Raw genomic sequence first — 11,852 nt, forward strand, 5'->3', positions numbered from 1 at the left:
AGTCGTAGGCAATGGCGAACGGCCCGGAAACCGTGCGGTGCCCACCCCGGACCGGGGCAAACCAAGACTCCCGGGCTGCCACCCTGTCTATTCTCCTCCGCCCGACCGGGCTTGCGATGAAGAAGGAACGGGCGGCCGCGGTAATCCCACGCGGCCGCCCGCCGGAATCGTCGGAATGTGTTTACTGAAGTCCCTTGGACTTGTAGTAGGCCATGGCGCCAGGGTGCATGGGCACGCCCAAGGCCTCGAAGTTCTTGGTGTCGGGCTCCATCTGCTTCCACGCCTTGTGGCCGGCGGCGAGCCGCTCGCGGATGTCGGCCTGATAGACCAGGTTCAATATGTCCTCGACGGCTTTCGCCGGGACCCGCTCATGGGCCACCCAGTAAACGGTCAGAAACGGAAGATCGCGCGCGGGGACACCCTTGTAGGTCGTCGCCGGCATGGTGGACGGAACGTAGAAGGGATACTTGGAAGTAATGGCCTTCATTTCCGACGCCGTGTAAGGCAGCACCACCGCGCCTTTGGTCTCCGCCAGTTCCTTGACCGCCGCGGCCGGCGCCGACGACTGGCAGAGCGCGTCGATCTGCCCATTGGCAAGCGCCCGACCCGCGTCCGCGAACGTCATCATACTGGGCTTGAGACTGCTGAGAATGCCTGTCGCCCGCGCGATGTTGGAGCAGTTGAACACCGTCCCCGAGCCCGGCGGGCCGAGGGCCACTCTTTTGCCCTTCAAATCGGCGACCGTGTTGATCCCCGAACCGGGAAGGGTGACAAAGTAGGTCGGACCCTTGTAGGCCTTGGCGATGCCCCGGAACATCGTTCCCTTGGCGCCGCCCTTGAATGGCCCTTCGGGTTTCTGCGACATGAAAACGTGAGCGCCGTATACGATGCCCATGTCGAGTTCACCCTTGATGATGCGTTTGGCATTCTCGGTGGAGCCACCGGTGGTCACCTGGGTGATATTGTATTGCGGCAGCTTCTCCGAGATGATGGTGCCCGCGGCCCCGACCATGTAGTACATCACACCGCCCGGATTCGAACCGCCCCAGGCGATGTTCTGCTTGCTTTGCGCGGCGGCAGGTCCTGCCCCGGCCAAAAGCAATGCGCCAACCGATAGTATCGCTAGTGCTGCTTTCATGTGCGTACCTCCCGATCTCCCGTTAGGGCCCTTTGGCCACCTTCGGTTCATTAGTGATTGGGGCTTTCTATACGATACCTTGCGGCCGGGCAAGGCGTCCCTCGGCGTACGTCGTAACACACCTCCGTCAGGAACAGGCCCCGCGCGGGAGCGGTGGGGCCGGCCAGCGTACGGTCGCGGCTCTCGATCAATTCCGGAAGATCCTCGGCATCCCGCTCCCCCAGCCCTATCTGCACCAGCGTGCCGACGATGTTGCGCACCATGTGGCGCAGATAGCCCGTGGCCTCGATACGGTACACCCAGTGGTCCTCCCATTGGAACAGTGTGTTGCGGTAGACGCGCCGCACCGGCGTGGCCGCGCCGCAGCCGGCGGCGCGGAACGAGGAGAAGTCGTGCTCTCCTTCCAGCGCGGGAAGCGCCGCGCGCATGGCGTCCACGTCCAACGGCCGCGACACATGCCACGCGTAGCGGTCGTGGAACACGGACCGCCAAGAGTGGTTCCACAGCCGGTACTCGTAGACGCGCCGGCGCGCGTCGCGGCGCGCGTCGAAGGAAGGCGCCACCTCCTCCACCGCCTTGACCGTGATGTCGTCCGGAGTGAGGGCGTCGAGGCTGCGCCGGAGGCGCCACGGGTCCCGGTCGACGGGACAGGAGAAGTTCGCCACCTGCCCCAGCGCGTGCACGCCGGCGTCGGTGCGCCCGGAACCGTGGACGCGCACGGGCTCCTTGAGCAGCACCGCCAGCGCCTCTTCCAGCACGCCCTGGATCGTCGGCCCCTCGGGCTGGAGCTGCCATCCCCGGTAGCGCGTGCCGTCGTATTCGAGGGTCAGTCGGATATTCATGGACAAGAACCCCTCCCCGCGCCCTGACGACTCGGCGCGCCGGTGCCATTTCGCATCTGTGCGATCCGTGGCGTGGAGGGCCTCACGCCTGTCGAGACGGCGGGTTCAGTGGTGGTCGCGAATCAGGATCTCGGCGATCTGGACGGCGTTGAGGGCGGCGCCCTTGCGCAGGTTGTCGGCCACGACCCAGAGGTTGATGCCGTTGTCCACGGAGTCGTCCTCGCGGACGCGCCCCACGTAGGTGGCGTCCTTGCCGGTGGCCTCGGTGGCCAGCGGGTATTCGTTGGCCTGCGGATCGTCCTGGAGCAGCACGCCGGGCGCTTCCCGCAGGAGCGCGCGGACGTCGCCGGCGGTGAGCTTGGTGCGGGTCTCGACGTTGATGGACTCCGAGTGGCTGCAGAAGACGGGGACACGCACGGCGGTGGCGCTGATGCGGATGTCCGGGTCGTCCAGGATCTTGCGCGTCTCCTGGATCATCTTCAGCTCTTCCTTGGTGTGGCCGTCCGGAAGGAACGTATCGATGTGTGGAATGCAGTTGAACGCGATCTGGTGCGGGAACTTCTCGCATTCCACGTCGCCGCTGTTGAACAGCGCCGCGGTCTGCCTGCCGAGCTCCTCCATGGCCTCACGCCCGGCGCCGGACACCGACTGGTAGGTGGACACAACGATGCGGCTGATGCCCGCCGCGTCGTACAGCGGCTTGAGCGCCACCACCATCTGGATGGTGGAGCAGTTGGGGTTGGCGATGATGCCGCGCTGGACGTGCTCGCCGATCTTCTCCGCATTGACCTCCGGCACCACCAGCGGGACGTCTTCGTCCATGCGGAAACAACTGGTGTTGTCGATGACCACGGCGCCCTCGTCCACCGCCGCCGGCGCGTAGCGCGCGCTCACGGACCCGCCGGCGGAGAACAGCGCGATGTCGATATCCTCGAAGGAGTCGTCGTCCAGCACCTCCACCCGGATCTGCCGGCCGCCGAAATCGAGGCGCTGCCCGGCGGAACGCTCGGACGCCAGCAGCCGCAGGGTGTCCACCGGGAACTGCCGCTCCTGGAGGATCTTGCGCATCTCCTCGCCCACCGCGCCGGTGGCACCCACCACCGCCACGTTGTACGTGTCCTTGTCCTTGAAAGCGCCCATGTCTCTCCCTTGCCTGAAACCCTCCTGGTTCCGGGGACAACCTACGCCGCGCTCGCCGCGATCTCCTGGCGCACGCGCTCGCCCATCTCCTTGCAGCCCACCACCGCGGCCTCGCCCTCCGCGATGTCGAGCGTGCGGCAACCCGTGTCCAGCACCCGCTCCACCGCCTGCTCGATGCAGTCGGCGGCGGCGCCCTGGTCGAAGGAGTGGCGCAGCATCAGCGCCACGGTAAGGATGGTGGCCAGCGGGTTGGCCTTGTCCTGTCCGGTGATGTCCGGCGCGCTGCCGTGCACCGGCTCGTACATGCCCACCTTGCCGCCGAGGCTCGCCGACGGCAGCATACCGATGGAACCGGTGAGCATGGCGGCCTCGTCGCTCAGGATGTCGCCGAACATGTTCGTTGTGACGATGACGTCGAAGTGCCGGGGATCCCGGATGAGCTGCATGGCGCAGTTGTCCACGAGCACGTGCTCGAGCTCCACGTCGCCGTAGCCTTCCTCGTCGCGCACGCGCGTCACCACCTTGCGCCACAGCTCGGTGGATTCCAGCACGTTGGCCTTGTCCACCGAGGTCACCCGGCCGCGCCGGCGGCGCGCCGCGTCGAAGGCCACCCGGGCGATGCGCTCGATCTCCGGGGTGGTGTAGACCAGCGTGTTGAAGCCCCGCTCGGTGCCGTCGGGCTCCTGCGTGACGCCCTTGGGCTGCCCGAAATAGATGCCGCCGGTCAGTTCCCGCACGACGACGAGATCCGTGCCTTCCACCACCTCGGGCTTGAGCGTCGAAGCCCCCGCCAACGGCGCGAACAGCTTCACCGGCCGCAGGTTGGCGAACAATCCCAGCTCCTGGCGCAGCGCCAGCAGCGCCCGCTCGGGCCGGATGGAGTAGTCGAGGCCGTCCCACTTGGGTCCGCCCATGGCCCCCAGCACCACCGCGTCGGCGGACTTGGCCAGGGCCAGCACCTCGTCGGTCAAGGGCTTGCCGTGGGCGTCGATGGACGCGCCCCCCACCAGCCCTTCCTCCACGTCGACGGTGAAGCCGAAAATGTCGCCGGCCTGGCTCAGCACCGCCATGGCCTCGGCGACCACTTCCGGGCCGATGCCGTCGCCCGGAAGCACCGTTACCTTGTGACTCATGGACCCCCCTCGACTGAAGCCTGGCGATGACGCTTGCGGTAGTCGAGACGGTTCAACGCATTCACGTACGCCAGCGCGCTCGCCATGATGATATCCGTGTGGGAACCTTTCCCGGAGATGTTGATGTCCTTGTCCTGCAGCATGCACGACACCTCGCCCTGGGCGTCGGTGCCGCCGGTGACGCTGGAAACCGAGTAGCGTTGCAGCCTCGCGCGGCTGCCGGAGATCTTGGCGATGGCTTTATAACACGCATCCACCACCCCGTCACCCGTGTCGTGGGCCATCTTCTCCTCGCCGTCCACGCGCATGCGCACCGTGGCCGACGGCACCGCGGACGAACTCGACGCGATGTTCATGTACACCAGCTCGTAGCGGTCGGGCTGGCTCGGGATGCGCAGCACCTCGTCCGCCACCAGGGCCTCGATGTCCTCGTCGAAGACCTCTTTCTTCTTGTCCGCCAGCTCCTTGAAGCGCTCGAAGGCGCGGTTTACGTCGTCCTTGCCGAGGGAGAACCCGAGCTGCTGCAGCCGCTCGCCGAAGGCGTGGCGGCCGGAATGCTTGCCCATCACCAGCCGGTTGCCGGTGATGCCGACGGTCTCGGGCTTCATGATCTCGTACGTGAGCTTCTGCTTGAGGACGCCGTCCTGGTGAATGCCGGCCTCGTGGGCGAAGGCGTTGTCGCCGACGATGGGCTTGTTGAGGGGCACCGTGATGCCGGTGACCTGGGAGAGCAGGCGTGACGTCGGATAGATCTGCTCGGTGTGGATGTTCGTGTCGAGACCGAACACCGGCTGGCGCGTCTTGAGCGCCATCACCACCTCCTCCAGCGAGGTGTTGCCGGCGCGCTCGCCGATGCCGTTCACCGTACACTCCACCTGCCGGGCGCCGTTGGCCACGGCGGCCAGCGAGTTGGCCACGGCCAGGCCCAGGTCGTTGTGACAGTGGGCGCTCCAGGTGACGTTTTCCGAACCCTCGGTGTTCTCGATCAGGTAGCGCACGAGCTCACCGAACTCCGACGGGATCGCGTAGCCCGTGGTGTCGGGAATGTTGAGGGTCTTCGCTCCCGCGCGGATGGCCTCGCTGAAGACCTCCACCAGGAAGTCCCGCTCACTGCGCGAGGCGTCTTCGGCCGAGAACTCGACGTAGTCGAGGTAGCGCCGGGCATAGGCCACCGCCGTGCCCACAGACTCCATCACCTCGTCCCGGGACATGCGCAGCTTGTGTTTCATGTGGATGTCGGAGGTGGCGATGAAGGTATGGAGACCGGGCCTGCGCGCTCCGTCCACCGCCTTGGCCGCCTTGCGGATGTCGCCGAGCTGCGCCCGCGCCAGACTCAGCACGATGGGCCGCTTGACCGCCTTGCACACCTGCACCACAGACTCGAAGTCTCCGGGAGACGACGCGGCGAAGCCCGCCTCGATGACGTCCACTCCCAGCTTGTCGAGCTGACGCGCGATGAGGACCTTCTCCTCGATGTTCATGCTCGCCCCGGGGGACTGCTCGCCGTCCCTCAAGGTGGTATCAAAAATGTTCACAACGTTCTTGGCGCCCATGGTCTTCCTCCTCAAAAAAAAACTCCCGCGGAGGGCGGGAGTTTCGGTGATGCAAGCTGGGATTCGCTACTTCAGGCTTGTATGAGTACCTGCGTCTCCCTCCGTCGCTTCCGCACGGCGAGTAACCATAGTAAGGGCCCGGATAACGTGTACAGCAACAACGCTGTGAACAGCACGATCTGCCACATAGCGATTGTGAGTATAACGACTGCCAACGCGGAAAGCAACAACCAAATGGTGCTGCGCCTCTTGAAGTGGTGCTGCTTCAGGCTCGGGTAGCGGAAGTTGCTGACCATCAGGGCCGCCAGTACGCAGGTGACGGCGATGAAGGCGACGGGCATGCCGGCTGAACTCTCGAGTCCCAGCATCAGGAAGATGAACAGGGTGGCGGCGACCATGGCGGCCGCGGCGGGAATGGGCAGGCCCGTGAAGTAGCTCTTCTCCGCGGTCAGGGTCTGCACGTTGAAGCGCGCCAGCCGCAACGCCCCGCACACGGCGAACAGCGCCGGCGCGACACCGCCCCAGGGCCCCCAGGACGCCAGCGCGAACACGTACACCAGCACCGCCGGCGCGACGCCGAAGGAAACCACGTCCGCCAGCGAATCGAACTCCACGCCGAACTGGCTGGTGGTGTGGGTGAGGCGCGCCACCGCGCCGTCGACGCCGTCCAGCACGTGCGCCGCCAGGATCCACAGGGCCGCCTGGGCGTAGTCCCCCTGGATGGCGAAAAAAATGGCGAACACGCCGCAGAAGAGATTGCCCGCGGTGAACAGGCTCGGCAGCAGGAAGATCGCCCGCCGCGGCCGGGTGGACGGCCCCCGGCGCTTGAGCCGCCGGCGGCCCATCTTCCCGCGTGAGATGAGACGGACTCTCCGGAGCGGCGTTTCGGTCTTCTCGGCGGTGTTCTCGGGGTCTTCCATGCCAACCACGATCAAAGCCGCGCCACGATGGTCTCGCCGCCGCGGACGCGCTCGCCGGGCCGCACCGCGACCGTGGCGTCCGCGGGCAGGTGCAGGTCCACGCGCGAACCGAACATGATCATGCCAAAGCGCTCGCCCCGTTTCAACGAATCACCGCGGCCGACGTCGCAAACGATGCGGCGCGCGAGGAAGCCGGCGATCTGCACGACGCGGACGGTCCGGCCCGCGGCATCCGTGAGCTCCACCGCGTTGCGCTCGTTCTCCTCCGATGCCTTGCCCTTGTACGCGGCCAGGAAACGGCCTGCCTGATAGCGCACGGCCGCCACCCGCGCGTCCAACGGCACGCGATTGATATGCACGTCCAGAGGGGAAAGAAAGATGCTGATCCTGCGGCCCGCGGGGTCTCCGTCGTCGACTTCCACGACCTTGCCGTCGGCCGGGGAGACCACGAGCCCATCACCGCCGGGCGTCACCCGCGCGGGGTCGCGAAAGAACCCCGCCACGGCCGCGGCCACCGCGAGCAACGCCACGGCGGCCGCCGTCCAGCCTATGACAAGGGCCGCGGCCGCCAGGCCCAGGGCCGTGAAAACGAACCGGTAGCCTTCTCGTGCGATTCCGATGGGAGTGTCCCCGCGCGGCCTGCCTGGAGGCCGTGCGTCAGGAACGCCGGATCAGTTCCGGCTCTTGTCCACCAGCCGGTTCTCCGCCAGCCAGGGCATCATGGAGCGGAGCTGCTCGCCCACCTTCTCGATGGGATGGCTCCGGGAAGCCTGACGCAAGTCGTTGAACCGGGGCGAGCCGGCGCGGTGCTCGTTCATCCACTCGTCGGCGAACTTGCCGGACTGGATGTCCGCCAGGATTTCCTTCATGACCTTGCGCGTCCCGTCGTCGACGATGCGGCTCCCGCGCGTGAGATCGCCGTACTCCGCGGTGTTGCTGACGGAGTAGCGCATGTTGGCCAGTCCACCCTCGTAGATCAGGTCGACGATGAGCTTGACCTCGTGGCAGCACTCGAAATAGGCCATCTCCGGGGGATAGCCCGCCTCCACCAGGGTCTCGTAACCCGCCTGGATCAGCGACGTGAGGCCGCCGCACAGTACCGTCTGCTCGCCGAAGAGATCGGTTTCCGTCTCGTCCTTGAAGGTGGTCTCGATGACCGCGGCGCGGGCCCCGCCGATGGCCGCGGCGTAGGCCAGACCCACGTCGCGGGTGTCGCCGGACGGATCCTGGTGAATCGCCAGCAGGCACGGCACGCCCCGGCCGCGCTCGAACTCGCTGCGAACCAGGTGGCCGGGACCCTTGGGCGCCACCATGAAGACGTTCACGTCGGGGGGCGGCACCACGCGCTTGAAGTGGATGTTGAAGCCGTGGCCGAAGGCCATGTAGTTCCCGGGCTTGAGATTGGGCTGGATGACCTCCTGGTAGACGCCTCCCTGGAGCTCGTCCGGCAACAGCACCATCACCACGTCTCCCGCCGCCGTCGCCTCCGCCGTCTCCATCACCGTGAGACCCGCGTCCGCCGCCTTGGCCCAGGAGGCGCTGTCGCGCCGCAGGCCCACCACCACGTCGACGCCGGAGTCGCGCAGATTGGTGGCGTGCGCGTGTCCCTGGCTGCCGTAACCCAGCACGGTGACCTTGCGGTCGCGGATCCGGGCCAGATCCGCGTCCTGGTCATAATAGACTTGCATGACTAACCTCCCTGGTTGGCGCCGGTCGGCGCAAGGACCGTGACTCCGCCCTTACAGGGCGTCGCGCGCGATGGCGATCCGTCCGGTGCGGACGATCTCCTTGATGCCCATGGGCTTCAGGCGATCGATGACGGCCTGGATCTTGCCGGCGTCTCCCGACACCTCGAGCGTGTAGGTCTGCGGGGTCGAGTCGACGATGTTGGCGCGGAAGACCTCCGCGATCCGGATGGCTTCGTCCCGCTGTTGTCCCTGCTTGGTGAAGATCTTGATGAGCGCGGTTTCCCGCTCGAGGTGATCCTCTTCGGTCAGGTCGACGACCTTGAGGACCTCGATGACCTTGTTGAGCTGCTTCATGATCTGCTCGATGATGATCTCGTCCCCCGAGGTCACCACCGTGATCATGGATACCGTGGCGTCCGGCGTGGGCGCCACGGAGAGGCTTTCGATATTGTAGCCGCGGGCGCTGAACAGGCCCGCCACGCGAGCGAGCACACCCGGGTTATTCTCGACCAGCACCGATATCACATGTTCCATGCACGCAACCCTTACGCCGAACCCTTACGCCGAACCCTTACGCCGGCAGAACGGCGTCCGCATCCTCTCCCTTTTTCCGCGAAGGCTTGCGCCCGGTCTTCAGTTGCGGCGGGTCCTCCAGCATCATCTCGTGTTGGGCGCCGCCGGCGGGGATCATCGGATAACAGTTCTCGAACCGGTCGATGACGAAGTCCATCAGCACCGGACCCTTGTGCTTGAATCCCTCCTTCAGCACCGCCTCGACGTCCGCGGGGCCCTCGGAGCGGAGCCCCAGGATGCCGTAGGCGTCGGCGAGCTTGACGAAGTCGGGGACATTGCCCAGGTCGCTGGAAGCGTAGCGCCCTTCGTAGAAGAGATCCTGCCACTGCCGCACCATCCCGTGGAACTGGTTGTTGAGCAGGATGATCTTCACCGGCAACTTGTGGATGGCCGCCACCGCCAGCTCCTGGGGATTCATCTGGAAGCTGCCCTCGCTGGTGATGCACAGCACGGTCTTGTTGGGAAAGGCCTTCTGCGCGCCCAACGCGGCGGGAAACCCGAAGCCCATGGTGCCGAGCCCGCCCGAGGTCAGGAAGGTGCGCTGGAGGCCGCTCTTGAAGTACTGCGCCGCCCACATCTGGTGCTGGCCCACGTCGGTGACGACGATGGCCTTGTGCTTCGTGAGTTCGTACGCCCTGTCGATGACGTACTGCGGCTTGGTCTCCTTTTTGCCCTCCTGCTGGTACGCCAGCGGATGCTCGGCGGACCAGGCGTTCACCTGCTTGAGCCACGGCCGGCGCTGCGCCTTGACGCTGGCGGGATTGCCGTCCATGGAGCTCAGCACCTGCACCAGCTCCTTCAGCACCACCTTGACGTCGCCCACGATGGGGATGTGCGCGTGGACATTCTTCTTGATCGACGTGGGGTCGATGTCGATGTGGATGACCCGCGCGCGTGGCGAGAACTCGGACAGCTTGCCGGTCACGCGGTCGTCGAAGCGGGCGCCCACGGCGATGAGGAGATCGGCCTCGTGCATGGCCATGTTGGCGCAATAGGTGCCGTGCATGCCCAGCATGCCCATGCACAGCGGATGGGTGCCGGGGAACGAGCCCAGGCCCATCACCGTCATGGTCACCGGAATCTGCGTCAGGTCGGCCAGCTCGCGCACCTCGTTGGATGCGCCCGAGAACACCGCGCCGCCGCCCACGTAGATCACCGGCCGCTTGGCCTTGAGGATCTCGCCGGCGGCCTGCTTGATCTGGAAGCGGTTGCCGGAAACCGTCGGACGGTAGCCCCGGAGGGAAACCTTGTCCGGGTAATGGAACTCGGCGGACTCCGTGGTGACGTCCTTGGGGATGTCGACCAGGACCGGGCCGGGACGGCCGGTGTTGGCGATGTAGAACGCCTCCTTGATGACGGTGGCGAGGTCCTTGACGTCCTTCACCAGCACGTTGTGCTTGGTGCAGGGACGGCTGATGCCGATGTTGTCCGCCTCCTGGAAAGCGTCGTTGCCGATGAGGCTGGTGGGGACCTGCCCGGTGAACGCCACCAGCGGCACCGAATCCATCATGGCGTCCGCCAGTCCGGTGACGATGTTGGTCATGCCCGGCCCCGAGGTCACCAGCGCCACGCCCGCCTTGCCCGTGGCCTTGCCGTACCCCTCGGCCATGTGTATCGCGCCCTGCTCGTGCCGGGTCAGGACAACCTCGACGTCTTTCTGCTGGTGCAGGACGTCAAACAGCTTGAGGACCACTCCGCCAGGGATACCGAAAATGGTTTTGACTCCCTCGCACTTGAGCGACTCCACAAATATTTCCGACCCGGTCAACTTCATCGTTTTCTCCCCTCAGCTCGCCGACTTGTACTTGCCAAGAATCTGCATGATCTTGTCCTTGCCGACGAGCTTCAGTTTCTGGATACGCTTCTTTTCCATCTCCTCTTCGGGCGACAGGTAACCCTTGTCGTGCAAGTTCCCCAGCAAGCGCTCGTATTCGAGATGTTCTTCGTAGAATTTTCGCAGTTCGGGGTCCTTGTCCAAGACAGAAGCAATCATCTGCTCCTCTCTTTCCTCCATGTCGCAACCTCCTGATCGAGAGTTTCGGGCAAACTACGAAACTTATCCAACGGCCGCATCTTTGTCAATGCGAACCGGACCGCCGGAACGTGCGCGAGGACTACTTCGCACCGCCTCGGACGGCGCTCGGCAGCGCGTCGGGGGGGCGGATATAATGAGGCGCCAGCGAAGCGGCCGCGGTCTCCGGCGCGGCGCGAAATCTCGCTTCGGCGATGCGCGCTACGGCGCCGGCGACGGCGGGAAATTCGCTACCGTCACTCACCGAGGCGCGACCCGCGCCCGCGCACCGCATGATCACCTCGGCGTAGGTCATGGCGCCGCTCCCCAGGTACAGGCATGAACCCGCCGCCGCGGACTCCACGCACCGGACCATTTCCTCCGGCGCCGCCAGGGAATCCTCCATCAGGCACTCGCAGGCCGCGGCCGTGCGCCGGAAGAGGGAAGCGTAGACCTCGCCCTTGCGCGCGTCCACCATGGGGCAGACGAAAACGGGCTCTTCCGCCGGCGCCACCCGGTAAGCCGAGGCCTCCAGCGTGCGCACGCCGACCACCGGGATGTCCGAGCCGTACACCAGCCCCTTGGCCGTGCTGATGCCGATGCGCAGCCCGGTAAAGGTACCGGGTCCCACGGCCACGCCTACGAGCGAGAGGCTCGAGAATTCCGTCCCGGCGGCGTCCAGCACCTCCGCGACGAGCGGAAGCAGTCCTTCCGCGTGGTTCGAACGGCCCGGGCGCCGGTCCCGCGACCGCAACGACTCCCGCGTGCGTTCGGCCGCCAGTGCGCCGCCGTCCAGAACGGCGGCGCTCAGGAGTGCCGTCGAAGTGTCGAGTCCGAGTACTCTCATGGGCGCC

General features: G+C 66.0%; 12 protein-coding genes. All 12 read right to left on the minus strand.

Going from position 1 to position 11,852, the window contains the following annotated elements:
• Window positions 1-181: 181 nt before the first annotated feature.
• The 12 genes from OXF11_03835 to tsaB all read right to left on the minus strand — a co-directional run bounded on the left by OXF11_03835 (window position 182) and on the right by tsaB (window position 11,845).
• Window positions 182-1,138 carry a TAXI family TRAP transporter solute-binding subunit gene (locus tag OXF11_03835; GenBank protein ID MCY4486231.1) on the minus strand — a complete coding sequence of 319 codons (957 nt, stop codon included), beginning with the start codon at window positions 1,136-1,138 and terminating at the stop codon, window positions 182-184.
• A gap of 50 nt (window positions 1,139-1,188) precedes the next feature.
• Complete coding sequence (truA, locus tag OXF11_03840; GenBank protein MCY4486232.1) at window positions 1,189-1,980, minus strand: tRNA pseudouridine(38-40) synthase TruA; 792 nt, start codon at window positions 1,978-1,980, stop codon at window positions 1,189-1,191.
• 105 nt (window positions 1,981-2,085) lie between these two features.
• Window positions 2,086-3,120 (minus strand): aspartate-semialdehyde dehydrogenase, encoded by a 1,035-nt coding sequence (locus tag OXF11_03845; GenBank protein MCY4486233.1) that lies wholly within the window; start codon window positions 3,118-3,120, stop codon window positions 2,086-2,088.
• 41 nt (window positions 3,121-3,161) lie between these two features.
• Complete coding sequence (gene leuB, locus OXF11_03850) at window positions 3,162-4,253, minus strand: 3-isopropylmalate dehydrogenase (GenBank protein MCY4486234.1); 1,092 nt, start codon at window positions 4,251-4,253, stop codon at window positions 3,162-3,164.
• The gene (locus OXF11_03855; protein MCY4486235.1) at window positions 4,250-5,806 is read right to left on the minus strand and encodes a 2-isopropylmalate synthase; all 1,557 of its coding nucleotides are present in this window, start codon (window positions 5,804-5,806) and stop codon (window positions 4,250-4,252) included. The genes leuB and OXF11_03855 overlap by 4 nt, the downstream gene beginning before the upstream one ends.
• Before the next feature lie 71 nt (window positions 5,807-5,877).
• Entirely contained in the window at window positions 5,878-6,726 is an 849-nt protein-coding gene (gene pssA, locus OXF11_03860; protein ID MCY4486236.1) for a CDP-diacylglycerol--serine O-phosphatidyltransferase, read from the minus strand.
• Window positions 6,727-6,737: 11 nt separating this feature from the next.
• Window positions 6,738-7,346: a phosphatidylserine decarboxylase family protein gene (locus OXF11_03865; GenBank protein MCY4486237.1), complete on the minus strand. Its 609-nt coding sequence runs from the start codon at window positions 7,344-7,346 to the stop codon at window positions 6,738-6,740.
• A gap of 51 nt (window positions 7,347-7,397) precedes the next feature.
• Window positions 7,398-8,414 carry a ketol-acid reductoisomerase gene (gene ilvC, locus OXF11_03870; protein ID MCY4486238.1) on the minus strand — a complete coding sequence of 339 codons (1,017 nt, stop codon included), beginning with the start codon at window positions 8,412-8,414 and terminating at the stop codon, window positions 7,398-7,400.
• Between the two features lie 51 nt (window positions 8,415-8,465).
• Entirely contained in the window at window positions 8,466-8,948 is a 483-nt protein-coding gene (ilvN, locus tag OXF11_03875; GenBank protein ID MCY4486239.1) for an acetolactate synthase small subunit, read from the minus strand.
• A 37-nt stretch (window positions 8,949-8,985) separates the two neighbouring features.
• Window positions 8,986-10,761, minus strand: a complete 1,776-nt coding sequence (ilvB, locus tag OXF11_03880; protein ID MCY4486240.1) for a biosynthetic-type acetolactate synthase large subunit — start codon at window positions 10,759-10,761, stop codon at window positions 8,986-8,988.
• A gap of 12 nt (window positions 10,762-10,773) precedes the next feature.
• On the minus strand, window positions 10,774-11,001 hold the full coding sequence (locus OXF11_03885) for a DUF465 domain-containing protein (protein ID MCY4486241.1): 228 nt from the start codon (window positions 10,999-11,001) through the stop codon (window positions 10,774-10,776).
• A gap of 100 nt (window positions 11,002-11,101) precedes the next feature.
• Window positions 11,102-11,845 carry a tRNA (adenosine(37)-N6)-threonylcarbamoyltransferase complex dimerization subunit type 1 TsaB gene (gene tsaB / locus OXF11_03890; protein MCY4486242.1) on the minus strand — a complete coding sequence of 248 codons (744 nt, stop codon included), beginning with the start codon at window positions 11,843-11,845 and terminating at the stop codon, window positions 11,102-11,104.
• Window positions 11,846-11,852: the final 7 nt, after the last annotated feature.

It is taken from the genome of Deltaproteobacteria bacterium, assembly GCA_026712905.1.
Taxonomy (GTDB): Bacteria; Desulfobacterota; Binatia; order UBA9968; family JAJDTQ01; genus JAJDTQ01.

Coding starts and splice junctions, on each gene's coding strand:
- OXF11_03835 (MCY4486231.1), bottom strand. CDS start 1,138: ATGAAAGCAGCACTAGCGATACTATCGGTTGGCGCATTGCTTTTGGCC.
- truA (MCY4486232.1), bottom strand. CDS start 1,980: ATGAATATCCGACTGACCCTCGAATACGACGGCACGCGCTACCGGGGA.
- OXF11_03845 (MCY4486233.1), bottom strand. CDS start 3,120: ATGGGCGCTTTCAAGGACAAGGACACGTACAACGTGGCGGTGGTGGGT.
- leuB (MCY4486234.1), bottom strand. CDS start 4,253: ATGAGTCACAAGGTAACGGTGCTTCCGGGCGACGGCATCGGCCCGGAA.
- OXF11_03855 (MCY4486235.1), bottom strand. CDS start 5,806: ATGGGCGCCAAGAACGTTGTGAACATTTTTGATACCACCTTGAGGGAC.
- pssA (MCY4486236.1), bottom strand. CDS start 6,726: ATGGAAGACCCCGAGAACACCGCCGAGAAGACCGAAACGCCGCTCCGG.
- ilvC (MCY4486238.1), bottom strand. CDS start 8,414: ATGCAAGTCTATTATGACCAGGACGCGGATCTGGCCCGGATCCGCGAC.
- ilvN (MCY4486239.1), bottom strand. CDS start 8,948: ATGGAACATGTGATATCGGTGCTGGTCGAGAATAACCCGGGTGTGCTC.
- ilvB (MCY4486240.1), bottom strand. CDS start 10,761: ATGAAGTTGACCGGGTCGGAAATATTTGTGGAGTCGCTCAAGTGCGAG.
- OXF11_03885 (MCY4486241.1), bottom strand. CDS start 11,001: ATGGAGGAAAGAGAGGAGCAGATGATTGCTTCTGTCTTGGACAAGGAC.
- tsaB (MCY4486242.1), bottom strand. CDS start 11,845: ATGAGAGTACTCGGACTCGACACTTCGACGGCACTCCTGAGCGCCGCC.